The sequence below is a fragment of the Clostridium chromiireducens genome, assembly GCF_003575225.1.
GTDB lineage: Bacteria > Bacillota > Clostridia > Clostridiales > Clostridiaceae > Clostridium > Clostridium chromiireducens.
This window is the reverse complement of sequence record NZ_QXDJ01000005.1, coordinates 301,859-327,714: the sequence shown is the minus strand read 5'-3', so window position 1 is coordinate 327,714 and position 25,856 is coordinate 301,859. Positions and strand designations below refer to the sequence as shown.

Sequence of the window (25,856 nt, the reverse complement as noted above, 5' to 3'; positions counted from 1 at the left end):
TAAACTTAGTTACTTATATTTAGGGGATATTAGCAAATATTTATTCTTAGCTTATCCTTTCACTCTTTATCCTGATTTTTATAGGAATAATATTCTAAATAAAAGTTTTCTCTTCACCTTTCCTAATAGCTGATATTAGTTTTTTATATAATTATTTTAAAATATTAATGGGGTCTATCCTTTGCATTGAAAGCTTCTTGATGATATCGTGGTGCATAAAGCAACATATAAGACCATACTCAAGAGATTTTGTGCCTATATCATTTAAAAGACTTTAGCAAAAGATTTTCGTCTTGAATGTTGTCATAAAAATGTTAGTATAGACACATGACCTCACTTGAAAACAGCAAACATTCAAAAAATGTTTATTGTTTATCTGAAATTCAAGGAGGCAAATAAAACATATAGAAGGAGAAAAACTTATGATGAAGAATTCTTTAAGAAAAATAATAACATCAGTTATCGCAGCTACAACTATTGGTAGTTTCTCATCATTAGGAGTATCTGCAGCAACTTTTGATTCAAATGCTAATACTTATTATAATACGATTTTAAATAACATTTTAAATAAAGGTTTAATAATGAATGACGGTAAATTGTATAACTTTTATAATACTGGTACAATGCAAACAGGAGTTACCAATGTTAATGGACAAACTGATTTGTTAAGCCAATTAGGTATAATGAAAATTGGAAAAGCCATAGCAAATAACGAAACTAATACAACTACTTCAAACGGACAAGTTCCTAATGAGAAAACACCAGTTGTTAATAAAGTTTTTGATTCAAATAATAACATAGTTAAAGATAATAATAAAACATCTACAGTTAGTACTTCAACAAATAATCAAGAAACAAATGCGAATTCTGGAAGTACACAAAACATAGAAAAAGTTACTAATAATACAGCCAATTTAGATAACATTGATAAGACAAATAATATTAAAAATGATAAAACTACCACTGATGTTTCATCAAATACGAATTCAGTTGATGTACAGGGGTTACCTAAATTGCCAACAAAATATTCAATAACAGTACAAGCTTCAGCTGAACAAAAAATTCTTGAATTAATGAATGCAAAAAGAACAGAAGCTGGTCTTCAGCCTCTTACTATGGATAATACATTAGTACAAGTAGCAAGATACAAGAGTAATGATATGATACAAAATAACTTCTTTGACCACACAAATCCAGATGGAACTAAGTGGACAAACTGGTTACAAGATATAGGATACAAATATACTACAACAGGAGAAAATATTGCATACAATACTAGTGATCCAGTTGAATTATTTAATCAATGGTGGAATTCACCAGGTCACAGAGCTAATATGATGAATGCTTCATATAATAAAGTTGGTATAGGTGTAATCTACGGAAACGGAAAATATATGGGATCTCAAGAATTTTCAAATTAATAATTATATACAGTTAAAGAGACTAGTTACTTAATTATAATTTTGTAACTAGTCTCTTTTTTTAAACCAAGATACATGTCATGGAAGCTTTGTATTATACAATTTTTCTTTAATTTTCATAAAAATTTTAGTATAGGGGACTCTATATAAATAGATGAAAAAATAAAAGATGAAAGGAAGATTATAATGACTCCAATTTCAATAGGCACAGATGCGCCAGACTTTACTGCAAAAGATAATAATAAGCAAAATATATCTTTATCTGATTACAAAGGAAAAAAAGTACTTCTTTCCTGGCATCCTATAGCTTGGACTCCAGTCTGCACTGATCAAATGCGCTCATTGGAAACTAATTTTCAAAACTTTCAAGGTCTCAACACCGTTCCCCTAGGATTTAGTGTAGATCCTCAGCCTTGTAAAGAAGCATGGGCAACGTTACTGCAGATTAAGAATGTTAGTCTTCCATCTGATTTTTGGCCTCACGGCAAAATAGCTCGTGACTATGGAATATTTGATGATACTAAAGGAATGTCAAAGCGAGCCAACATCATTATTAATGAAAGTGGTAAAATACAATGGGTCAAAGTTTATCCATCAGAACAACTGCCAGATATCAATGAAGTTCTTCAGATTTTATCCAATAATTCATAGCAGGATTAATTGACATATAAGTCATACATGCCTATAATAAAATTATAAAGTACGAAGAGGTACACAATGCGAATTATTCATTGTGTGCCTCTTTTTATTTATCAGTTTTTATAAAAATGAAGGCATAATTTAGTATGCTACTTTGATTTTGTAAAAATAATTATTAAGGAGGTATTAACTATGGCTTATGTTATTAATTCTGATGAATGTCAAGCATGTGGTGCTTGCAAAAGTGATTGTCCTACATCTTGTATAAGCATGCAAAGTGGGAGCTACGCAATTGATGCTAGTGTTTGTGTAGATTGTGGAACTTGCCTAAGCTCTTGTGGTTTTGGTGCAATTTCAGCTGAATAATTTTAGAACATATAGCCTCTACTTCACAAAAGTAGAGGCTATATCTTTATGTTTTATACGCTATTTATCTCCAGTAACTATCGCTTAATCCATAATTCCTATCTAGATCAAGCATAAGTCCGTGAACTTTTCCTGTTCCATTAACTATAGAAATTTTTCTTGATCGGATATCGTCAGGATTATTAATGGAAGTATCTGCTACAGCGTTTGCAATTACCTTTAACAGATCTTTTTCAATCATACCAGGCTTTTGTGCAAGAGCAGTATCAATAATTTTAGCAGCCTCTGAGCTTATGCTTCCATTTTGTACAGCTATATCAAAAGCAAGAGCAAATCCCCTTACTGATTTTAAATTATACTTATCACAAATAATCATTGCTTGTGAAACTTTATACGCTTCAGCATCTAATTCAATATTTATAAAGTGCTGATTATTGCATAAACTAACAAACTGTGAATACCAAGGCTGTGTAATTTTATTTGTAGAATCATTAATAGTTCTGGCCCATGCAAGTTGATTTTCTGTTGTATCAACTATCATGTTATGAATGCTATTATAGTTAGTTCCAAAAATGCTTTTCATTTCATCATTATATTCCCTATCCATTCTATTAAGGATAGGCTGTAACGTACCTTGACCTATACACCATTGAAAATATCCTAAAGATAAACCTTGTCCATCAAAATTTCCTGCAATTTGATCTAAGTTACCAACTTCAAACTGCTTACTAATATTTCTTGCAATATTAACTACATCATCTGTTGGCGCAGTATAATGCTTAATGTATGCATCACTTACATATAAACTACTATTATTATACATAATTTTATCCCATACAGTACCATTAGTCGTCACTGTATCTAAAATTTGAACATTTTCATAATTATATAAATTCCCTTCAACTTCGCCATTTAGGTCAGGAGTCAATCTTAATTTTAAATCAATTTGAACTTCTGGATTATTTACATAAGCTTTATTATTAACTTTATTGCTCTGATCTAGTGTTGCTGCACTTACATTAACGCCTCCAAATAAAATGCTGCCTGCCACAATTAATGAACTGAGTACACTTAAACGTGTCTTATTTCTTATCATCCACCAAACTCCTCCTATATACATATCTTATATATTTTACCACATAATTATATAATTGTTTATCCTCTTCCCTATAAAATTAACTATGATTAACTTTATGTTCATGTAACATCTTATTCCCATGGCTATGCCTACATCATCCAAATAACTGAAGTTGCCAGCCTATACAAACATAACATTAAAAAAATTTAATAAATCAAATTTCTAAGAGTTAAATCAATATAAAGTACTCATAAATCACTAAACACTGAAATATTCTTTAAAAGTGAATATAACGTAGATAGCATTAGTGCGATTGAGCGATATTGGAAAAGAGAATTAAGGTTAGTTTATTCTAATTAGATGCTGTAATAAATCTAATGAAGAAATTTGACTAATTTGGACATTTACAATTAATCATTAATGGAATATATTATCATCTATAGCAATTAAATAAATAAATATAAAAAAATACAATTAATTATGGAGGAAATTTTATGAATTCAGAAACAATATCCCTTTTAATTTATGTAGGTATTGGAATCGTAGGGCTATTTATATTACTTTATGGCATAGGATTCACAAGTATCGGAACAGATGAAGTAGGTATAGTAGAAAAATGGTGGAGCTTAAAAGGATCTGTACCAGCCGATGGTTTAATTGCCTTAAAAGGTGAAGCTGGTTACCAGCCATACGTACTTAGAGCAGGCGTGCATTTTAAAACACCTTTTAAGTATAAAGTAAAAAAGGTACGACTTGTAACTATACCACAAGGGCAAGTAGGTTATGTATTTGCTAGATCAGGAGAAAGCCTTGCTGACGGACAAACCCTAGGAAGAGTTATTCCTGAGTGTAAGGCCTTTCAAGATGTAGTTGCTTTTTTAAATAATGGTGGACAAAAAGGTCCTCAAAGGCAGCTTCTCCGTGAAGGTACCTATGCATTTAATTTAGCTCAATTTATCATAATCACAAAGGATAAAGTTCATTCAATATTTACTTCAAAAGCCGAATCAGAACAAATAGAAACTATGAGAAGTGATTTACTTAGAGTCAGCGGCTTCCTTCCTGTAGTTATCTCAAGTTCAAAAAATCTTGAGCAAGATGAATTTGGAAACAATATTAAAACTAAAGACACAATAGGAATAGTAACTGTTAATGAGGGCCCTACTCCAGATAATGGAGCTATAATTGCTCCAATAGTTGGCGATGGTATTACTAATGAATATTATCACAGTAACTTCCAAGAACCTGAAAAATTCTTAGCTGCTGGCGGTAGAAAAGGTAAGCAGATGCAAGTATTAACTGATGGTGTATACTTTATTAATAGGTTATTTGCAAATGTTGACATAGTTCCAAAAAGCATTATAGATATTGGTTATGTTGGTGTTGTTGTAAGTTATTTTGGTGAAAAAGGTGAAGATGTATCCGGATCTGACTACTCTCATGGAGAGCTTGTTGAACAAGGTAAAAAAGGTATTTGGAGAGAATGCATGATGCCAGGTAAGTATCCTTTCAATACTTATGCAGGTAAGATTATTCCCGTTCCTACTACCAATGTCATATTAAAATGGATCAGCGGTCAGGTTGGAGATCATAAATTAGATGATAACCTAAAAGAAATTAATCTTATAACTAAAGATGCTTTTGAGCCTAATCTTCCACTTACTGTAGTATTTAATATTGATTATAGAAAAGCTTCTTCAGTAATCCAAAGATTTGGTGACATTAAATTACTTATTGAACAATCACTTGATCCTATGATAGCAGGTTACTTTAAAAATATTGGACAAACTAAAACCTTAATTGAATTGATTCAAGATAGAAGTTCTATTCAAGACCAGGCTTCAAGTGAAATGAAAGATAAATTTAAATTATATGACTTAGAATTACAAGAAGTATTAATTGGTACTCCTGCTGCTTCATCAACAGATAAGAGAATTGAACTTATCCTTGCACAGCTTAGAGACAGACAGGTTGCTTTAGAAGAAATTAAGACTAACGAAGCAAAACAAAAATCGGCAGAAAAACAAAGAGAACTTAATGAAGCAGTTGCTAAAAGTGCAGCTCAGGCAGCTCTTACTCAATCAAGTATCGATATTGAAGTTGCTGACAACAAAGGTAAGTCTGAATTAAAACTTGCTGAACAATTAGCATTAAAAACTCAAAAGCTTGCTGAGGCTGATAAATACAAGAGAACCCAAGAAGCTGATGCTTTAAGATATACAAAAGAAGCTGAAGCTGCTGCTAATGCAAAAGCTACTGAGCTTAATGCTGCTGCTAATGCTAAGCAGGTTGAATTACAAGCTAGCGCTGAAGCCTTCAAGCTTGAAAAAGTCGGTGCAGCACAAGCCCTAAATATCAAAGCTGTTGCTGAAGCGAATGCTGAGCAGGAAACAAAGGTAGGTCTTGCAAAAGGTACTGCTGCTAAAGCCCTAGTTGATGCTTATGGTGGACCAGAATTACAAGTACAACAAAGCGTATTAACTGCTTTTGCAGAGGCTCTAAAGATAAGTAAATCTCCTCTTGTTCCACAAACAGTAATTATTGGCGGCGCTGACGGAAAAACACCTAATGCTATGGAAGGAATTTTGAGTATGATTTTAGCTAATATGGCTAGCACTAATGCGTCAATAATAAATCCAACAACTAATCCTAAAGAATCAGTGGAAGTTAATAAAGACGCTGCTATTTATGCTAAAGAACCCGAAACAAATAAACAAGAAAAAAATACTTCCATCGAAAAGCCCCAAAATATTTAATAAATATATATTTTAAATCTGAAAAACCCTTGAGTAAGTTTATCTCAAGGGTTAACTTTAATTGTCTTCGAAACAAGAATAACATTAACGATTACATAACCTATTTTAAGCATATGAAATAAATTAGGCCAGCATACAATAAAAAGACCTAACTCTATTTAAAATTCATTGTTCATAAGCTTTATAAAGTCATCATGTTTCATTAATATTGAGATATAAATAATTGAAACAGTCAAAAATGTATTCATCATTGGTACAATACTTAAAGTGATTAAACTTGCAAGTACCTGCCATTCAATTTTATTACTTTTAAAGTCTATACTTTTCTTATTTATTAGCACTCGAACAAAAAGTAATACTAAAAATGTGTAACTTAATACTGTTGATATTGAATATAGATATTCCATTTCAATCATCCCTTTAACTTTATTTTTTATGTATATTACTATTGTATACCTCTATTCAATTATTTACCACTAAAGTTACATTTTTATATTTACTTTCTCTTCTTTTAAAATATTTTTGATATTGGAATAATACACTAATTGTATTCTTTGTACAATTCTTCTCTTTCATCAAGATCAAGCCAACCTTCATATTCTGCATAATCAAATATTTCTTCCAAAAGTATATCGTACTCTTTAACAAAAACTGCTGGATTTCTTTTGTACTCATTAATAGTTTTACTTGTCAAATTATTGTGTCTGATCTCATCTTCATATACAAGCGCTTGTAAATATGTACTTCCTATCAGCTCTCTAATCACATTATATCTATAACTTCTTGGACTACAAATATAAAGCCTACATATTATTGGCCTATCCGCATAGATAGTGCATAGGTTTGTTTCTGTTATAAAATTGCAGTCTTTTTTCTTATTTAATACATACTGATCAAACTCTCTATAATAATTTGTCTTTTTAATTAACTTTTCCTGTACAAAATTTAAAGCTTCCTCATCGTTCCAATTACTCAATTTATTTACACAGATATTATCCATTTCTACTGACCAAGATTTTTTGCAGCAACTCTCCTCGCAACCACTACAATCAAGAGGATTATTATTTAAAAATATATCAACTGAATCTAATATATCTTTAACTGTTGTACTTTTGTTAATTTTATCGTAATTCACTTTACCTTCGGCATCAAATTGTAATTTCACCCTATAGTTCCTCATCTTTAATTTATTTTTTTCTTATATATTCTACATTATCAAATTTCGTCTTTCCCTAATTCTAATAATCTAGTTATATTTCTACTTCGCAAGGACCCTGGGGGACTTCTGAAACACTACATGTTCAAGTAGCGAAAAATAATAAAAGAGCCTAAAGTAGAAAATTATTTAAAAATACTTTCAACTTTAGGCTAAAATTTTTAATTTCTTAAAATTTAGTAACTTACTTCCGCAAGTTTTTGTTTCCCCCATGGATACTGCTGAGACACAAAGTGTTGAAGTTGCTATTTAAATTTTCTTTTTCTAGCTTCTTCTGACTTTTTCTTTCTCTTTACACTTGGCTTTTCATAGTGTTGTCTCTTTTTTGCCTCTGAAAGGATTCCAGATATTGAACATTTTTTCTTAAATCTTCTTAATGCTTGCTCTAGAGATTCATTTTCTCCAACCTTAATTTCTGACATACTTTTATCCCTCCCTCCGGCACTGTATTGTAAACTACAAATATAGTTTACAAATATAAACTCATAATATACTATACAGTATTTACTAAAACGCTGTCAATCATAAAAAAAGATTAATAATAGATTATCTTGTTAAGATTGGCATAATATCGTAATATTATTTTATAATTATTATGATTTTCTTGTGATTATATCTAATATTGAACACAATTATGCAGTAATTTTTATATTAGTGATTTTTTTTAACAAAAAAGATAACAGCCACACACTCATTGATTAATTCAACTAAATATATCTTTATTTTAATGAGTTTAAAGCAGCTTCATAGTTTGGTTCTGATGTTACTTCTTCGCAATATTCAACATGAGTTATCTTATTATTCTCATCAACTACAAATACTGCTCTTGTTAAAAGACCAAGTTCCTTAATGTAAGTTCCGAATTCTTTACCAAAGCTTCTATCCTTATAATCAGATAATGTTTGTACTGCATTAATCCCCTCATTACCACACCATCTTCCTTGTGCAAATGGTAAATCCATTGATAATACATAGATTTTTACATCATTTAGCTTTGCAGCCTCCTCATTAAACTTTCTTACTTCTAAATCGCACACTGGTGTATCTATAGATGGTACACTTACATATGCTCTCTTTCCAGTAAAATCCTTGGAATTAACGGCATTTAAACCATTATCTGTTGCAACAAAATCTGGTGCAGTATCACCAACTTTTATTTCTCTTCCCTCTAATGATATTTCATTTCCTTGAAATTTAACTTTCATGATTACATTCCTCCTAATTCATTAATAGTATATTTTTACATATTGTTTTTAGTGGCTTATTAAATACTTTTCAGCCCCATAGATGCTGACTGCTCCATCAGCGGCTGCTGTGAGTACCTGCCTAACTTCTTTTGTTCGAATATCTCCGATTGCAAAGATCCCTTCTACGTTTGTTTTGCAGCTTTCATCTGCAATAATATAACCATTTTTATCTAAAGCTACTAAATCTTTAACTAATTCTGTAGAAGGATCACTTCCAATTGCTACAAAAACTCCATTAACTTCTAAATAATCTACCTGGCCATTATTATTTGTAATTTCTATGCTACTCAATCTTTCTTCGCCCTCGAGTTTTGTAACTACGCTGTTAAAAATTATTTCCACATTATTTGTTTCAAATAATTTTTTTTGAGCAGACTTATTTGCTCTAAGCGAATCTTTTCTAATAATTACATACACCTTTTCAGCAAGTCTTGAAAGGTGAAGAGCATCTTCTACTGCTGTATCTCCTCCTCCTATAACAGCTACTACTTTTTTTCTATAAAAGCCTCCATCACAAGTAGCACAGTATGATACACCTTTCCCTGTAAGTTCTTCTTCTCTATCAATTCCTATTTTTTTGGGCTGTGCACCCATTGATAAAATTACAACCTTACTTTCATAAGTTTGAGCACCAGTTATGACTTTTTTTATATCTCCATCAATTTTTATATCTATTACTTCCTCATACTTCATATTACTTCCGAAATCTTTTGCATGTTCATATATAGTATTTGCAAGTTCTGGACCTGTTATGCTACGAAAACCAGGATAATTTTCTACTTCGTTTGTAGTAACAATCTGGCCGCCTTCATATTGTTTTTCAAGCATTAATGCATCTAATCCTGCTCTGCCTGCGTATAATGCTGCTGTAAGGGCTGCTGGCCCTCCTCCAACTATAATAATATCTTTCATTTTACCAACACCTCTCCAAATAGTTATTCATATATTTTCTCATAATATATAATTTATTAAAATTCCAGCAAGTTGTCCTAAAATTAATAATTAATTTTATAAAATTATATTTTATCATACTTTATTTTATACTATTATATTAACTTTATTAGTGTGATTAGTCAACTATTTTATTATCAACATCAAAAGAAAAGGGCTAGTACAAACATCATTATTTGCTTGTACTAGCCCGTTTTATAACTTTTCACAACACCCAAAACCTAAAAGTTACTTTTTTAATTAAATTATTATTTTTCCCTCCATATGGTTGCAGTTTTATAAGGACGTAATCCGATACTGTAATAAAACTGCTGCATAGAACCCACTAAAGCTGTCTTTGCACCAAGCTCTCCAACTCGACTAATTCCTTCTAAAACTACTGCTCTTCCAAGTCCCATCTTTCGATATTTTGGATCTGTTGCAACAGGTTCTATTACTGCATAGCCTGCTTGAGGATCATACCACATTCCACAGTATGCTGCGAAATTCCCATCTGGAGCTACAGCTGCCACCTTTAAATTTAAATCAACATTAGGTCGAAGCATCTCTGCATTACTTAAAATTTCTTTTTCTTTTGTAAATTGAAATTCTCCTTCACCATTTAACTCATGATTAAAGCCTTTCCATAATACTCGTAAATATTGATATAAATCAAAAGTTTCTTTCATGGTAGTAATATAAAATCCATCTGGTAAATTATATTTGGTTGAGGTTTTATCTACATAAAAAATTGCATCATTTTCTTTCTCCTCAGTGGCTTTAAACCCTAAATCCGCAGCAATATCTTGAAATCTCAAATCAGTATCCGCAATAACAACACCGAATTTTCCATCCTTAGAAAGATTGTCTTTTGCATAAATGAGCATTTCTTTCTTCAAGAAAGCATATTCAGGTAAAGCTAGACAAAATGTTTCTCCTAATTGACAATCAAAGGTTGCTACTCCTACAATCTTCCCTTCCTCTTCCCATAAACCTGTTTTACCTACAGCAGACCTATCCAAATACCCATGAGTTGCCATCCAATCCCATCGTGTATATGTAAACTCTGCATAACCTAATCTTATAAAAAAATTCCTGACTTTATGATAATCTTCTGTAATACCTGCTTGTTTTGTATAATTTCTAAATTGTATTGACATAAATATCCCCCCTTTGAGTTTATTATATATCTATATAAATACTTCATATATTCCAACTTTATCTATAATCATTCTATACCTATGCAAAAAAGGGCCTGAAATCTTCAAGCCCTAACCTTCTAATTTTTTATATACAATTTTACGTACCGTATCAAATGCTAATCCATAATTATGAGAGATTTCTTCTATACTTAAGCCATTTTTATATTCCTGCTTCATTTGTCTATTTCTATTTTCAAAATAACTTCTCGAACCATTTTTTTCTCCCCATCTTATATGATCATCACCACTTGGTATATATAAAAACTCACCCTTAATATGCTTTTGAATTTCCATTAGCAAATCTTCAGGTAATACTTCTGCTGCATTTAAATATTTCATAAAATCCACACTCCCTGTTTACTCTCTTATAAACAAAGTGCAGAGTACTTAGCAGATAGTAATTTTGTTACTCCCATACAGAAATAGTATTACTACGCCTTACTCTGCATGGGATAAAGCTTGCTCCAGACTATTTCTTAACATAATTCTTCTTAGCATATAATTTTCACCTCCTTAAAAATTAATTCTTATAAGCTTAGTAAAGGTACATAAATAATAATAACCAACCTTTATCTTATATTTATTAGTTAATATAAAATTCTCATTTGATTTAAATGGCTATTGATACACCAATTAAGCATAATATAAAATACCGAACGCCAATTATAGATTTCTTGTGAACTCAACCACTCCTGTATTTAGGTCCACAAGCCTAGTTCTTGTATCTGATTTAGATATGAATATAGGTTCTCCATTGCTATCAATGTAATACGAAATAGGGATAGATATTCCACAATTTCTATAAGAACCGTCTGCATGACTTGTTCCAACTATAATTGTATTATAGGTCTTAGCAATCTTTTTGGCCTCACTTATCCACTCTTCAAATTGCTCATCACTAAACATTCCTACCCCAATTGGATGTGCAATAAAGTTAATTTTTATATTTACTTCTTTTAAATCTCTAGCACCCTTTAGAATTTCCATGCATAATAAATATCCAATTGTTATTTCATTATACTCAATTGCTAAAGGTCTATATAACTTTTCCTCCTCAGCTGGTGGAGTCTTAGCTCTTTCTAAAACCTTCTCACCTTTATTACTTATTATTACAGCTCTATCCCTATTTTCATGTCTATATGATGTAATAATTGTAATATTATAATCTCTAGAAATTTTACAAGCATCATCTAAAGCTTTTTCATTGGTTAAATACCCCTCAGGATATAATACAATATCGATTCCTTTATTATTTTGTATTTCTCTTTCAAGTTGTTTAACTCCGCTTTCATGGATTGGTTGTCCAATTAAAATTCTCATAAATAACCATCCCTTTTTTTATAATCTTTTCCCCATTCACACATTGCACTTAGAATAGGCTGCATACTTTCTCCAATACTTGTAAGTCCATACTCTACTTTTGGCGGTGATTCTGGATAAACTTCTCTATAAATTATTCCATCCCTTTCTAACTCCTTTAACTGCATAGTCAATGTTTTTTGAGTAATATTAGCTAACAATCTTTGTAATTCATTAAATCTAATAGCTCCTTTTGACAAATGCCATAAAATTGCTAATTTCCACTTTCCGCTAAGTATATTTATAGTTAGATTCATAGGACACTCTGACTCTAAATCGATTGCTTTGGACATAAATTTTTCTCCTAACACATTTTCATTATAATCCATTTGTATTTAATTACCTTAATAGTATCATTTTTGATATTACATATCAAACTTGTGCGTACTTTTATGATAATTCTATTAATGCTATTATTTTAGACAGAATAAAAAAATAATAAGTATATGTGATAATAAAACTAAAAAGGAAGGAAGAAATTATATGAATGAAGTATTAAAAGTTATACGAAATAGAAGAAGTGTAAGAAAATATTTACCTACACAAATAAAACAAGGAGATTTAGATTTAATTATTGAATCCGGTATTTATGCACCTTCTGGTCACAATGACCAGCCATGGCATTTTACTGTTTTTCAAAACAAAGAAATAATTAAACATATTAATGATAAATCTAAAGAGTTAATGGCTGAATCTGAAATTGGTTGGATTAAAAACATGGGTTTAAATCCAAAAGTAAATCTAACATATGACGCTCCTACCCTAATAATTGTATCTGGCAATAAAAGTGCACTCTCTCCAAAAGTAGATTGCTCCGCAGCAATACAAAATATGCTTCTATCGGCAGAAAGCTTAAATATTGGTTCTGTTTGGATCGGCCTCATAACATTTTTCTTAAAATTAGAAGACGAAGCTAGGAAACTCGGTATTCCAGAAGGATATGAACCCTATTATGGTGTAGCTCTGGGGTACAAGTCAGTGGACAAAGAAATAATTGCGCCTAAAAGAAAATTAAATGTAATAAATTATATAAGATAATTCTCCTACTCATATTTTCTCCTATTAATTAAGACATATTTAAAAATTTCACACTGACTAATTCTTAAAGAATTGCTGTGTTTCTCACAATATCTCTTTATGTTTAAATCTAGAAATAATATAATATAGATAACTTTTAAATTTCTGTAAGTCACCACATGAGACTAGTTAAAAGCTACTTATCTCTGCCACTACAAATGTACAAGCTCAGTAATAACAATTTTATTAATAGGAGAAAATTAAAATTATGAATATTGTCAAACATTTTAAAACCATAACTTATCATAAGCTATTAGTTATGAAGTATTGTTTTAAAGTAGGTTTATATAAACAAGGATTACTTCATGATATGTCTAAATATTCACTGGTTGAATTTTCAGCTGGAATAAAGTATTATCGAGGATATGTTAGTCCCAATGGTGTTCAAAAAACTGTGGAAGGCTATTCAGCAGCATGGCTTCATCATAAGGGCAGAAATAAACATCATTTTGAATATTGGATAGATTACGGAATAAATGAAGCAGAAGGCCTTAAGGGAATGGAAATGCCTGTAGATTATGTTGTTGAAATGTTTATAGATAGAGTTTGCGCTTCAAAAAATTATCTAAAAGAAAAGTATACTGATGAAAGTCCACTTAACTATTATGAAAACAGAAAACATTATTATGTATTACATGATGAAGTAAGAGCACTTTTAGAAACTTTACTTATCAAACTCGCCAATGATGGAGAATATAAAACTTTTATGTACATTAAAAATAATATTCTAATAAACACATAATCATTAATTGTCTATTTTTTAGACTCTCCTACTTTTAACATGTTCACACAATAGTGTTAATAATACAAATAATAAAATATTTCTACTAAAATGACAACGCCGCCCACACTATAACTCTCCTTCCAATTTATAACTATTATAATTTGGTGTATTTATTAAATTATCAAATTCTTGATTTTTAACATAAAAAAGTACCTTATTCCTGGCACTTCTTGATTTTATATATTTACACTACAATGAATGCACTATAAATTTTAGTAAATTTCTAATAATTTACATTTATGTATTCTCTAATTTTTTTAATAGCTCCTTCGTGCCAAATATGGCCTTTAGACTCTTCAACTAAAATATCTTGAATATAGCTTATGATATTTTCATCTTTTAATAGCAATTCCTCTGCTCTTGTCCTATTTTTCTTGTTCTTAATTTCAGATAATAACACTGCATCATTATTCATGTTTATCAAATCCTTTCAAAGTATATTAATAAAGTATCCTATTTAGGTAATTATAAGCTTTGCAAGTACCTAAAAGAATACTCTGACTCCCAGAGTAGGGAATTCTCATGTTAATTATTATTTATACTTTACCACATATGTCCTATTTATACAACATACATCATTATTCCCACATAATGGTGCCAAACTTACATTAATTCTAATATTCTTACTACATCTACAACATAAATATAAGTAACACTTTAATCAGGCTTTTATATACTTTATTAATTTATTCCCATAAAAAATTACCGTGTAAATATAGCTTCAAATAAAACTATGAAAGTATAAGGCAATGAAAAGCAATTCCTTATAAAACAGGTGAAAATAATTGCTGAACAAAGAGGTATTCTAAATAATATATAGAAATATATATTTATAAGATTAAAAAAATAGTTTGTGGAAGGTGATTTTAATGTATTTAGATTGGGATTGGACTTTAAATATAGGAATTGATAGCATTGACAATCAACATAAAGAGTTAATTGATCGTTTGGACCAATTGTTGACATCTATTAAAGAGGACAAAGGCAATGAAGAAGTCACTAAAACTCTAGACTTTCTTGAGGAATATGTAGTGAAGCATTTTAATGAAGAAGAAGAACTTCAACTGAAGATAAATTATCCTCTATATAATATTCAACATAAACAACATGAAGAATTTAAAAACGATCTTAAAGAATTTAGAAGAGTTTTTGAAACCCAGGGAACTTCAGCATTATTAGCCTCAAATATTCAAGAAAGACTAGCTGATTGGTTAAAAAATCACATAACAAATTTAGATAAAGATTTAGGTGATTTTATGATTGAAAATGGATATAATAACTAAAATATAATCAAAAATACATATTTCTTAACCATTCCTTCTTTGCTAAAGATCCTAAAGTACTTTAGCTGATAGACATTTAAATAGTTCTTGTTTAAAAAAAGTAGTACCACAATCATACTTTGTGGTACTACTTTTTGTGTAATTCGATATTGCTTTTTATGCTCGTCGTATAAGTAACAAATAATGATATTTTTTATCCTTGTATGTATAACTTAAACAAAAAATCAAATAACTGAGGTAACAATTCAATGCTTTAAAGGTAATATATATATAATATAGATGACTTTGTTATAATATTATTATAATTATTGATTTTAAAATTAAAGGGGTTCGTATTATGAAAAAGAACTTAGTTTTGATATCTTGTTTAAGTTTGCTTCTAATTTTAGGTGGTTGTAGTAATAATAACTCTATGCAGCCTACCAACGAAAACCAAACTTCACAAGATAATTCAAAAGACGTTAATGTTCCAATACAAGCTACTATTGATCAAAATAATGTTGATGTAAAGAAAGAAACAGATTCAAAATCCATAAGTTCTACAGAGTCTGCTAAAAAAAGTCCAAATGAACAAGAAGTAAAAGATAAAAATAATGACTCCCAAAAAACAACTAAAGTAAATAGTATAGTCAAATTATATAATGGCACTTATTTTGATGATAGGCGTTTTGGAGATAATGTATTAAAAAATTATTGTGAAATTGCAATTTCTAATGTAACTAATACTTCTTTTGATTTTACTATTTATGAGGTAAATACATTATATGGGAAGACAGAAAGTAAAAAAGTTATTTTCCTTAAAAACACCGCAGTTTTTACTGGCGATGGTACGAAAGCTGTTTTTCACGGAAAAAATTATACTCTCAACTTTACATTTCCCAATAAGCATAATTCATATCCTGTTGTAACAGATATAGAAATATCTGGGTTCCATCCATTAGAAGGCAAGACTTATGTTAATAACGGGATACCGGGACATGAATTTGGATAAATTAAGTTTATCATAATTATATCTAGCAAAGTGTATAATATGATAAAACTGAGACTCTTCACAAGAACAGTCTCAGTTTCTACAAATTTAAAATTAGTTTTCTCATGTCATAGTTCATAACACTTATTTCTTTAATCCCTTTCAATATGCCTCAATGCTGATATTTCCTATAAATTGTTAACTTTTTTTATTTTTACCTTCTTAACTTTTTACCTTTTTAACTTGTAAAAAAGTTTTATTTAAAACCATATTCCTTTAAAAGAATCTTTAATGTAAACAATAAAAATATTTTTATTGTTTATTTTTGTTTATTGCCTACTTTTGCATCCATGATTTTTTCTTCTGCTTCTTCATCTTTTAATCCTGATACATCAACTTTGAAAACATAATATCCTTTATTTAAGGTAATATAAAATAATATCAACAAATAATTATTGACAACTAATAACAATTATTGTTAACATGAATTAAGAACTTTGGAAAATATATTTCAAAGTCATAATATATTTATCGGATATGTATTTATTAATACTTTCTAAGATAAGAAAGGTGGTAAAATCAATGAGAGAACTTCATAATATAGGATGGTATGCTAATAAGATATCACCCAAACTACCAAAAAGTGCATTTAAACCAGTCCCATCGAGATTATTCGGAGGACTTGCATATACATTAATTATAGTTTGTGGAATACTTGCAATTAATTTATTGGAATTTAATTACCTTATTAAATTTCTCATATCTTTAGTTTTAGGTTTTAGTTTTGCATCTATAGGCTTTTTAGGACATGAGATTTTACATGGTACTGTCGTAAAAACACATTGGCTAAAGAATTTACTTGGGGGAATAGCTTTTATGCCTTTAAGCATAGGTCCTCAGCTTTGGATTAAGTGGCATAATATGAGCCATCATGCTAATACTCAACATGAACTAAATGACCCAGATGCATGGATGAGCTTTGAGCAATTTAACAATAGGACTTTTATAAAGTATATTTATAAGCTTCCTTTATTGTTTCGTTCTCTATTTAGTTTCACAGCACTAACTATTTCTTTTACCCTTCATGGCACTCGTATGTTCTTTATTTATAGTAAAGAATTGAAGAAGGAAAAAAATTTAAGACTATGGATACAATTTATACTTCCTTGGATCATATGGATAGGTTTATTCTTCTTACTTGAAACCGAAAAATGGATTTTCTCATATTTAATTCCATTCTTCATAGGTAATTTTATTGTAATGTGTTACATCTCTACTAACCATAGACTAAACCCTCTTGTGCCTATAAATGATCCTTTAGCTAATAGTCTTTCTGTAACAGTTCCTAAATGGCTAGATATTCTCCATTTTAATTTTTCTTATCATACAGAGCACCACTTGTTTCCAGGCATAAACCCTAAATATTATGCACTAGTAAAAGGAGAGATATTGAAACTATGGCCAGACAAATATCATCAAATGCCACTTGGAAGTGCTTTAAAACTTCTATGGAATACTCCTAGAATCTACTATAATAATGAAGAGTTAATAGACCCTAAAAATAGACGTGTGTATAATTCATTAGAAAATGGACTAAGTGCTGACAATATTTCTTATCATATATATAAACATATATCTTAGGCTCGTGAAATAACCTATTTGGTCGCTATGTTAATTAATAGTGTTAATAATACAATATAATAAAACGGAACTCCTGAAAAAGAGTTCCGTTTTATATTTTACTTTAAAAAATTGCTTATAAACCAGCCATTACATCATAAGAAGGGTCAATTGATTTTAAAAACTTACCAATAGTTGCAGTATCAAGTTCACCCTCTGTAATATTAAAATAATTCCTATTAATAACTATTGGATTAATAAATGTTATATCCATTACTTCTTTGTCATTTATATAGAATATCCCCCTATATATCCATCCTATTGATTCAGGATTTTCTGTTTTCTTAACACCATAGCCATTTAAATATTCCATGAATTCTCTAATCTTTTGCTTATCTTCAACTATTACTGGCTTATTTCGTCCTCTTCCATCAGAAAAAACTATTTTGGTAATATCATCAAATTTCACACCAGTTACACCACTTATCGTTGTATGGCTTAGATTAGCATTTGATAAAATGTTTTCTGTTGTGGTACTTTGCTCAAAACTACTTTGCACGCTTTGGTTCCTTGCTCCATCTGAACCTATTGTGTACCCGTCTATTGTTGTATCGTGGGCCATACTTCCATCTGAATTTAAATAATACCATTTTCCATCACTATCTTGTAACCATCCTGTTTTCATATACCCATCTTGTCCAAAATAGTACCATTTTTCATCAATCACTCTCCAACCAACTGACCACGAATTTCCTTCGGTGAACCACCACCCTATGCTATTTTGTCTCCATTCTGCATTTGCTCCTATTGGATTTAATACCAATACCGAAACTATTAATAATGAGTTTACTAAAATTTTTATTGGTTTTAACCTTTTCATTTTTTACCCCTTTGTTTTTTATAACTATTCATTTATTTAATTATATACCACCAAAACTCAAATATTCAAATATTTGTTATAACAATGCATAAATAGCTTCTCTCCCCCTTAAAAATACGTTCTCCTTTACCTCATTCATTTATTATTATTAGAAATTTGTATTAAGCACATAAAAAAATAACAAGTTCTTTATGCAGTCGAACTTGTTATTTTCTTAGTTTATTTAAATAGGCTTAAGTCACTCAAAAAATACTAGTACTCTATTATTTTTTGAGTGAGCCTAACAAGAAGGCAAATTTATTTTATATTATCTAAGCATCCATCCTGAAAGTACCATCATTTGAACTTCTGATGTTCCTTCATAAATTTCTGTTATTTTTGCATCACGCATCATTCTTTCAATTGGGTAATCACTTGTATATCCATAGCCTCCAAATAATTGTAAGCAACGATTTGTTACATCAGTAGCATTTCTAGCGGAAATCAATTTTGCCATAGCAGCTAAATGTGTGAATTTTTGATGATCATCTTTTGCACATGCAGCTTGATATACCAAAAGTTTTGCAGCTTCAGTATTTGCACGCATCTGTGCAAGTTCAAATTGTGTATTTTGGAATTGTGCTATAGGACGCCCAAATTGAACACGTTCCTTAACATATTTTACAGTTTCTTCTATTGCACCTTCTGCAATACCAAGAGCTTGTGCAGCAATACCAATACGGCCTCCATCAAGAGTTGCCATTGCAATAGCAAATCCTTTGCCTTCTTCTCCTAAAAGATTTTCCTTTGGAACTATACAGTTATCAAAGAATAATTCACAGGTAGAAGATGCACGGATTCCCATCTTTAACTCATGACCTCCAACAGAGAAACCTGGGAAATCTTTCTCAACGATAAATGCTGAAATCCCTTTTGTTCCTTTACTCTTATCTGTCATAGCGAAAACAATATATATCTCTGCATAGCCTGCATTAGTAATAAAAATTTTACTTCCATTTAATACATAATGGTCACCTTCGAGTACAGCTGTTGTCTTTTGCATAGAAGCATCAGTTCCAGCAACAGGCTCTGTTAATCCAAAGGCACCTAATTTTTCACCTGAAGCAAGTGGTTTTAAATATTTCTCTTTTTGCTCTTCTGTACCATATGTGTAAATTGGTGTTGCACAAAGACTTGTATGTGCTGAAACAATAACACCTGTTGTTGCACAACATTTAGATAATTCTTCTACACATTGTATATAACTTAATGTGTCCATTCCGGCTCCGCCGTATTCTTCAGGAAATGGAATTCCAAGCAAGCCCATTTCAGCCATTTTTGCTACATTTTCTTCAGGGAAACGCATGCTTTCATCAATTTCTTTTGCAATTGGTTTTACCTCATTTTCTGCGAACTCACGATACATTTCTAGTAATTGTTGGTGGTTTTCATCTTGTTTAAAATCCATTTTAATTTCCTGCCTCTCTTTTATATCTATCTAGTGTACTCGCTTGTACACCACTTAATATTTTTATTTCCTTTTTATATTTTGTGAGATATCAATTATCTTTGCTTATGCCCTATTAAGCTAAATTTTCTAATGGGCAACATACTTTACCTGGATTCATAATAGAATTTGGGTCAAACACTTTTTTAATACCTTTCATTAATTCCATGTTTATTTCTCCAACACTATCTGCTAAATAACTCATCTTTCCACTGCCTATTCCATGCTCTCCTGAAACAAGGCCTCCGCATTTTATTGCTTCTTCGTAAATAATCTTAAAGAATTTATCAACTCTTTCTTTAAATTCTGATTCTTCTAGATCATTACTGCATTGGTATATATGAAGATTTCCATCCCCTGCATGACCAAAACTCTTAATAGTTAATCCAAACTCTTCACCAGCTTTTTTTACAAAAGCAAGATAAGGAGCAATTTTATTTACTGGAACTACAACATCACATTCATCTAATAATTTTGTTTCTGCCATAATTGCTTCTAAGAAACTAGAACGTGCAGCCCATGCATCTTTTATTTTTGCAGGTGTATCAGCTACAAGAACATCAATTGCCCCTGCATCTAATACTATTTCACTTGCTTGTTCGATAAGGTTATTTAATTCATCTTCATTACTTGCATCAATAGTAACAAGTAAATAAGCATTTGCAGTTAATCCACCAACTACTTGTGGGAATACGCTCTTTCCAATATATCTTTCACTAGATAAAACTATTTCTCTTTCCATGAATTCTATAGCTTGTGGATTCATGTGTTCCATCTTAAACTTAGGAACAGTAGAAATACAATCATCTAAATTATCAAAAGGAATAATTAAACTTGCAACTACCTTTGGTGCTGGCATGATTTTCAAAGTAAGTTCTGTAATAATTCCTAGGGTACCTTCTGAACCAATCATTAAATTCAAAAGGCTGTAACCTGAACTTGTTTTTGATACTGTAGCTCCAAAGTCAGTAATTTCGCCTGTTGGAAGAACAACTTTCATAGCACGTACATAATCACGTGTTGCACCGTATTTAACAGCTCTCATTCCACCAGCATTTGTTGAAACATTTCCTCCTAAGCAAGCAAACTTTTCGCCTGGATCTGGAGCATATAATAATCCTTGCTTTGCGCAATCCTCTGCAAGATCATTTAACAAAACCCCTGCCTCTACATGAACAACAAAATTTTCTAAGTCATAAGAAAGTATTTTGTTCATCTTTGTAATGTCAATTAAAACTCCTCCAAGTAGTGGCACTGCCCCACCTACAAGACCTGTTCCTGCTCCTCTTGGAGTAACCGGTATCTTATTTTCATTACATATTTTTACTACTGCGGCAACTTCCTCTGTAGAATGTGCCATAAATACAACTTGTGGAGCTACTTTCCCATAAATAGGCATTTCATCGTGACAATAATCTTCATTAATATCATCACCTGTTAAAATATGTCCTGGAGCTGCCTCCTGTAATTTTGAGATTAATTCTTCGGTCAATTGATTATACTCAGCCATAATATTCATTCCTTTCTAACATATTAGGTGTAAATTTCACTTTATCTTTCATTAGCAAATTACTACACCGAACGAATTCAGTTTACACTTCATGCCCTTTAGGATGTCCCGTAGACAATGTAGACTTTTGAATAAGATTCTTTAATTTTAATAAAACTACTGAAATTTTCCTGGTCAACTTTAAATGGTCACCTGTAAAATATCAACTGCCTTAAAGTGTTCCAACAAAACATATGATTCCAGCTATAACTACATAGCAGATATAATATTTAAATACACTTCTCAAAATTTTACTTTCTGAACCAGATTTGCCAATAGCGCTTGCTCCAATTGCTATACTTTGAGGACAAATCATCTTTCCTATACCTGCTCCAAGAGTATTAGCTGCTCCCATCCATGCAGCAGAAAGTCCAAGGTTCTGTGCTGTTTGTACTTGTAATCCTCCGAATAAAACACTGGTTGATGTACCTGAACCTGTAACAAATCCTCCAATGGATCCAATTAGTGGGGAAATTAACGGATATGCCCCTCCTGTAACTACAACTAAAAGGCTTGCAATATCTGAAATCATTCCACTATAGCTCATTACCTTTGCTGTTGACATAACTGCACAAATTGTAACAATTGTTTTCCAGTTTGCTTTTAATGTATTAAGTAACACATCAAACATCAATGATACTTTTGCCCCTTGAATAATACCTCCAATAATTGCAGCAATGAAAATTATAATACCTGGCGTATTAATCCAGCTAAAGGTCAACGTATTAGCTCCTTTACCAGCATATACACTTGCACTAGTTTTAAATACTGCAATTGCATCATGAATCGGTGTACATAATGTAGACGTAAACATTAACATTAAGAATATTAAAATAAATGGACACCAAGCTTGTACTGCATTACCAAATGATAAAGTTCTTTCTTCTTGTGTCTTGTTAACTTCAATACAATACTCTTCTTGAGGTACTTTATTAAAGACTTTTGCTGCAGCAATTGTACATACCATAGAGCAAATAGAACCTACTATATCTGGTAATTCTGCTCCAAGTACTGTTGCTGTAATATACGCAGGTACTAAAAATGATAATGAAGCAACTAAGGTAACAATAAATACTCCCTTCAATGCCTTTATTCCACCACCTACAATGCATACCATAACAAATGGACCGATAAAGAAGAGAAGTGCTTCAATTATTGCAGTATTTGCTGCCAATGCGTTGGCTCCAACTTTTGTTACTGCTGAAAGTGTTACGAGCGGTATTCCAACCGATCCAAAAGCAGTTGGTGTAGTATTAGCAACCAAACATGCTATAACCGCTGCAAATGGATTTAATCCAAGACCCGCAAGCATAGATGCTGGGATAGCAACTGCTGTACCAAAGCCCGCCATTCCTTCCATGAAAATACCGAATCCCCATCCAATAATTAAGGTTAAAACCCTTTTATCCCTAGAAACTCCAGCCAACATTTTTTTTATTGAATCCATCGCACCTGTACGTAAAATCAAATTATACGTAAACAGAGCTGCCACAATAACTAGACAAATTGGCCATAATGCGTTAAGTATACCTTCCAGTACTCCTGTCGCAGCATAAACTGCATCTAATTTCCAGAAAAAAATAGCTAAAACCAATGTAAGAACAAGTGCAATAGAGCAGGCTTTATAACCAGGCATTTTTAATCCACTGAGTGCAATAATAAGCCAAATGATAGGTAATATCGCCATTAAGAATTTAAAAAATAACATTCCTTTATCCTCCTTATTCAATTTTTAAATGACACTACCTTTTACCTCTTGGTTCTACTTTTTACTAATTAGTATTACCATTCATATTGTGATTACATAGTTTTTCACTTGTTAACTCTACTATTTTTGCACATATCTGGATTTAGTTCTTTTTCTTTATACTATGTCTATTGCTGACTTATGCTTTTTAATAGCTCTCCAAATGTAAAATTTATGAATTGAGATTTACTTATTGAGCTATCGCACCAATTTATAATGCGACAGGAATTTAGAAATCAAGAAAATATTTACTCAGATTTAACTCTCTTCATTTCTTCAATCATAATAGGAAGAATCTCAGTTGCATTCCCTACAATAGCTAGATTAGCGATTTCAAAAATTGGAGCATCCTCATCTTTATTAATTGCCACAATGTAATTAGAACCAGACATTCCGGATGTATGTTGTGTTGCTCCAGAGATACCACATGCAATATAAAGCTTTGGTGATACGATTTTTCCTGATTGTCCAACTTGGTGTGCACGAGAAATCCATCCATCTTCAATTGCTGGTCTTGTTGCACCTACTACACCGCCAAGTACACGTGCCAATTCTTTAACAAGTTTGAAATTTTCTGCATTTCCCATGCCACGTCCACCAGAAACAATAACCTCAGCTTCTTCTAAATTTACAGATTCAGAAATTTCTTTCACTATATTAATAATCTTTGTCTTAACAACACTAGCTGGAATTTCTACTTCTTTTTCTGTAACGCCTGCATTTGAAGCAGCTTCTGGCTTTTGATAGCTTCCATTTCTAACTGTAACAACAGCCGTACCATCTACCTCAATCTGCTCTAAAACTGTACCGCCATAAGCTGGTCTAGTGTATATAACTTTATCATCAGTCTTACTCATCCCTATTACGTCACTTACACACCCTAAACCAATACGTCCTGCAATACGTGGTGCAATATCTTTAGCGAGTGTTGTATTAGCTAATAGAATAATATCTGGATTTTGTTCCCTAACAATTTGTGATAATACCTCTGTTAAGGTATCACAATCTGCAGCAGTATTTGTAAAAATAACTGGAATTCCCAAGTCTGCTACTGTATCCGCAATATCTCTGTTACCTGCTATAATAGCTGTTCCTTCTGCATCTAATGCTTTTGCTGCACTAATTAATTCAAGACTTCCGCCTAATGCCTTTTCTCCGTCTGTTTCAATGAACAATAATGCTTTCATACTTTCGTTTTCCCCCTCTATTAGATTGCCTTATCTTTTTTCATTTGCTCCATAACAGCATTTACTGCTAATACAGCATCTTTCTCTTGAATCTTGATACCAGCCTCTTTCTTAGGAGGTTCAACATATTCAATTAAGCGTACTTTTGCTTGTTTTACATCTCCAATATCTGCTGCACTGTAAGTTGGAATGACTGCCTTACGGCTTGCCATCTTTGACTTTATAGTAGGATAACGTGGATCATAATCTGGCTTACTTACTGTTACTACAGATGGACACTCTAAAGAAACCAAATTATATCCTTCCTCAGTTTCTTGATGAATCTCCATAACATTATCCTTTAAATCGATTTCAATCGCACTGCTAACATAACCTGTCCCAAGTTTTTCAGAAAGCATTGCCCCTACTTGACCAGTAATTTCATCTGTAGATTCCTTTCCACAAAGAATTAAATCGAATTTCTCACCTTTATCTTTTTCAATTTTATGAATAGCATCTGCCAAAACATCAGCTGTTCCCATAGCATCTAAATCTGCATATAAATCATCTTTTGCAAAAAATGCTTCATTAGCTCCTACAGCAAGACAATTTTTTAATGTGTTTAGAGAATCATCTGCTCCAACTGTTAATACACTGACCTTTCCTCCGTGATTCTCAATAAAACGAACTGCGAGCTCTAATGCATATGTATCAAATGCATTTGCCACCAAACTGACCCCGTTTAAATTAGGCTTTTTCTTTTCTTTATCCAAATGGATTTCAATAGAATCATCTGGAACCTGTTTTACGCATAATAGAATCTGCATACTTTCCCTCTCCTTATCCTTTTATATTATCAAACTACTTTTTTGAATTTAATCTCTACGCAAAGCATTATAAATTGGTCTTACCAATTCACAAGTAAATGTTATCATATAATTCCAAAGATTTCAATAATCTATTTTATTTTTTTATTGCATATATTTTTAAGTTGATAATTTCTTTGAGATTATTAGGATTATGAATGCGCAATTATGTTCTTTAGTAACGCAATTTACCTACATTTTACCCAGTAAGAAC

The 25,856-nt window shown here is 31.2% G+C and carries 27 protein-coding genes; 9 read left to right on the top strand and 18 right to left on the bottom strand.

Features of this window, described 5'->3' with window-relative positions:
• Positions 1-422: 422 nt before the first annotated feature.
• The 3 genes from D2A34_RS20160 to D2A34_RS20150 all read left to right on the top strand — a co-directional run bounded on the left by D2A34_RS20160 (position 423) and on the right by D2A34_RS20150 (position 2,426).
• Positions 423-1,421 (top strand): CAP domain-containing protein, encoded by a 999-nt coding sequence (locus D2A34_RS20160; RefSeq protein ID WP_119367802.1) that lies wholly within the window; start codon positions 423-425, stop codon positions 1,419-1,421.
• A 186-nt stretch (positions 1,422-1,607) separates the two neighbouring features.
• Positions 1,608-2,072, top strand: a complete 465-nt coding sequence (locus D2A34_RS20155) for a redoxin domain-containing protein (protein WP_079439462.1) — start codon at positions 1,608-1,610, stop codon at positions 2,070-2,072.
• Between the two features lie 180 nt (positions 2,073-2,252).
• Positions 2,253-2,426, top strand: a complete 174-nt coding sequence (locus D2A34_RS20150; RefSeq protein WP_079439461.1) for an indolepyruvate ferredoxin oxidoreductase subunit alpha — start codon at positions 2,253-2,255, stop codon at positions 2,424-2,426.
• Positions 2,427-2,490: 64 nt separating this feature from the next.
• On the opposite strand, the gene D2A34_RS20145 is transcribed toward D2A34_RS20150, so the two are convergent.
• A complete protein-coding gene (locus D2A34_RS20145) occupies positions 2,491-3,522 on the bottom strand; it encodes an SH3 domain-containing protein (RefSeq protein WP_119367801.1) in 1,032 nt (343 codons plus the stop codon).
• 476 nt (positions 3,523-3,998) lie between these two features.
• On the opposite strand from D2A34_RS20145, the gene D2A34_RS20140 reads away from it, so the two are divergent.
• Positions 3,999-6,260, top strand: a complete 2,262-nt coding sequence (locus D2A34_RS20140) for an SPFH domain-containing protein (RefSeq protein ID WP_119367800.1) — start codon at positions 3,999-4,001, stop codon at positions 6,258-6,260.
• A 158-nt stretch (positions 6,261-6,418) separates the two neighbouring features.
• Here the strand turns inward: D2A34_RS20140 and D2A34_RS20135 are convergent, their stop codons facing one another.
• The 9 genes from D2A34_RS20135 to D2A34_RS20095 all read right to left on the bottom strand — a co-directional run bounded on the left by D2A34_RS20135 (position 6,419) and on the right by D2A34_RS20095 (position 12,507).
• Positions 6,419-6,667 (bottom strand): hypothetical protein, encoded by a 249-nt coding sequence (locus tag D2A34_RS20135; protein ID WP_119367799.1) that lies wholly within the window; start codon positions 6,665-6,667, stop codon positions 6,419-6,421.
• Positions 6,668-6,801: 134 nt separating this feature from the next.
• Positions 6,802-7,425 carry a YkgJ family cysteine cluster protein gene (locus D2A34_RS20130; protein WP_182629433.1) on the bottom strand — a complete coding sequence of 208 codons (624 nt, stop codon included), beginning with the start codon at positions 7,423-7,425 and terminating at the stop codon, positions 6,802-6,804.
• A 296-nt stretch (positions 7,426-7,721) separates the two neighbouring features.
• Positions 7,722-7,898, bottom strand: a complete 177-nt coding sequence (gene rpsU, locus D2A34_RS20125; protein WP_079439456.1) for a 30S ribosomal protein S21 — start codon at positions 7,896-7,898, stop codon at positions 7,722-7,724.
• A 297-nt stretch (positions 7,899-8,195) separates the two neighbouring features.
• Positions 8,196-8,681 carry a thiol peroxidase gene (tpx, locus tag D2A34_RS20120; protein ID WP_119367797.1) on the bottom strand — a complete coding sequence of 162 codons (486 nt, stop codon included), beginning with the start codon at positions 8,679-8,681 and terminating at the stop codon, positions 8,196-8,198.
• A 48-nt stretch (positions 8,682-8,729) separates the two neighbouring features.
• Positions 8,730-9,635: a thioredoxin-disulfide reductase gene (trxB, locus tag D2A34_RS20115; protein WP_119367796.1), complete on the bottom strand. Its 906-nt coding sequence runs from the start codon at positions 9,633-9,635 to the stop codon at positions 8,730-8,732.
• A gap of 287 nt (positions 9,636-9,922) precedes the next feature.
• Positions 9,923-10,813 carry a GNAT family N-acetyltransferase gene (locus tag D2A34_RS20110; RefSeq protein ID WP_119367795.1) on the bottom strand — a complete coding sequence of 297 codons (891 nt, stop codon included), beginning with the start codon at positions 10,811-10,813 and terminating at the stop codon, positions 9,923-9,925.
• A 111-nt stretch (positions 10,814-10,924) separates the two neighbouring features.
• Positions 10,925-11,194, bottom strand: a complete 270-nt coding sequence (locus D2A34_RS20105; RefSeq protein WP_119367794.1) for a CD3324 family protein — start codon at positions 11,192-11,194, stop codon at positions 10,925-10,927.
• 324 nt (positions 11,195-11,518) lie between these two features.
• On the bottom strand, positions 11,519-12,175 hold the full coding sequence (locus tag D2A34_RS20100; RefSeq protein WP_079439451.1) for a carbon-nitrogen hydrolase family protein: 657 nt from the start codon (positions 12,173-12,175) through the stop codon (positions 11,519-11,521).
• Positions 12,172-12,507 (bottom strand): winged helix-turn-helix transcriptional regulator, encoded by a 336-nt coding sequence (locus tag D2A34_RS20095; RefSeq protein ID WP_119367793.1) that lies wholly within the window; start codon positions 12,505-12,507, stop codon positions 12,172-12,174. Before D2A34_RS20095 ends, D2A34_RS20100 begins: the two co-directional genes overlap by 4 nt.
• A 190-nt stretch (positions 12,508-12,697) precedes the next feature.
• Here D2A34_RS20095 and D2A34_RS20090 point away from each other — a divergent pair, with 190 nt between their 5' ends.
• Together D2A34_RS20090 and D2A34_RS20085 are read left to right on the top strand one after the other, a co-directional pair.
• Positions 12,698-13,252 (top strand): nitroreductase family protein, encoded by a 555-nt coding sequence (locus D2A34_RS20090; RefSeq protein ID WP_119367792.1) that lies wholly within the window; start codon positions 12,698-12,700, stop codon positions 13,250-13,252.
• A gap of 247 nt (positions 13,253-13,499) precedes the next feature.
• A complete protein-coding gene (locus tag D2A34_RS20085) occupies positions 13,500-14,033 on the top strand; it encodes a DUF5662 family protein (protein WP_119367791.1) in 534 nt (177 codons plus the stop codon).
• Positions 14,034-14,298: 265 nt separating this feature from the next.
• On the opposite strand, the gene D2A34_RS20080 is transcribed toward D2A34_RS20085, so the two are convergent.
• The gene (locus D2A34_RS20080) at positions 14,299-14,490 is read right to left on the bottom strand and encodes a hypothetical protein (RefSeq protein ID WP_079439447.1); all 192 of its coding nucleotides are present in this window, start codon (positions 14,488-14,490) and stop codon (positions 14,299-14,301) included.
• A 454-nt stretch (positions 14,491-14,944) separates the two neighbouring features.
• Between D2A34_RS20080 and D2A34_RS20075 the strand changes: the two genes are divergently transcribed.
• Together D2A34_RS20075 and D2A34_RS20070 are read left to right on the top strand one after the other, a co-directional pair.
• Positions 14,945-15,358, top strand: coding sequence for a bacteriohemerythrin (locus tag D2A34_RS20075; protein WP_079439446.1), 414 nt, complete (start codon positions 14,945-14,947; stop codon positions 15,356-15,358).
• A gap of 337 nt (positions 15,359-15,695) precedes the next feature.
• Positions 15,696-16,349 carry a hypothetical protein gene (locus tag D2A34_RS20070; protein ID WP_119367790.1) on the top strand — a complete coding sequence of 218 codons (654 nt, stop codon included), beginning with the start codon at positions 15,696-15,698 and terminating at the stop codon, positions 16,347-16,349.
• A gap of 298 nt (positions 16,350-16,647) precedes the next feature.
• On the opposite strand, the gene D2A34_RS27520 is transcribed toward D2A34_RS20070, so the two are convergent.
• Positions 16,648-16,776, bottom strand: coding sequence for a hypothetical protein (locus D2A34_RS27520; RefSeq protein ID WP_278336994.1), 129 nt, complete (start codon positions 16,774-16,776; stop codon positions 16,648-16,650).
• A 134-nt stretch (positions 16,777-16,910) separates the two neighbouring features.
• Here D2A34_RS27520 and desB point away from each other — a divergent pair, with 134 nt between their 5' ends.
• Positions 16,911-17,969 carry a Delta(10) desaturase DesB gene (gene desB, locus D2A34_RS20065; RefSeq protein WP_119367789.1) on the top strand — a complete coding sequence of 353 codons (1,059 nt, stop codon included), beginning with the start codon at positions 16,911-16,913 and terminating at the stop codon, positions 17,967-17,969.
• 115 nt (positions 17,970-18,084) lie between these two features.
• On the opposite strand, the gene D2A34_RS27515 is transcribed toward desB, so the two are convergent.
• The 6 genes from D2A34_RS27515 to D2A34_RS20035 form a co-directional block, all read right to left on the bottom strand.
• A complete protein-coding gene (locus D2A34_RS27515; RefSeq protein WP_119367788.1) occupies positions 18,085-18,828 on the bottom strand; it encodes a cell wall-binding protein in 744 nt (247 codons plus the stop codon).
• Between the two features lie 307 nt (positions 18,829-19,135).
• Positions 19,136-20,275 carry an acyl-CoA dehydrogenase gene (locus D2A34_RS20055; protein ID WP_079439442.1) on the bottom strand — a complete coding sequence of 380 codons (1,140 nt, stop codon included), beginning with the start codon at positions 20,273-20,275 and terminating at the stop codon, positions 19,136-19,138.
• A 115-nt stretch (positions 20,276-20,390) separates the two neighbouring features.
• Positions 20,391-21,824: an FAD-binding oxidoreductase gene (locus D2A34_RS20050; protein WP_079439441.1), complete on the bottom strand. Its 1,434-nt coding sequence runs from the start codon at positions 21,822-21,824 to the stop codon at positions 20,391-20,393.
• 211 nt (positions 21,825-22,035) lie between these two features.
• Positions 22,036-23,571, bottom strand: coding sequence for an L-lactate permease (locus D2A34_RS20045; protein WP_079439440.1), 1,536 nt, complete (start codon positions 23,569-23,571; stop codon positions 22,036-22,038).
• Between the two features lie 287 nt (positions 23,572-23,858).
• On the bottom strand, positions 23,859-24,797 hold the full coding sequence (locus D2A34_RS20040) for an electron transfer flavoprotein subunit alpha/FixB family protein (protein ID WP_079439439.1): 939 nt from the start codon (positions 24,795-24,797) through the stop codon (positions 23,859-23,861).
• A gap of 20 nt (positions 24,798-24,817) precedes the next feature.
• Positions 24,818-25,603 (bottom strand): electron transfer flavoprotein subunit beta/FixA family protein, encoded by a 786-nt coding sequence (locus D2A34_RS20035; RefSeq protein ID WP_079439438.1) that lies wholly within the window; start codon positions 25,601-25,603, stop codon positions 24,818-24,820.
• Positions 25,604-25,856: the final 253 nt, after the last annotated feature.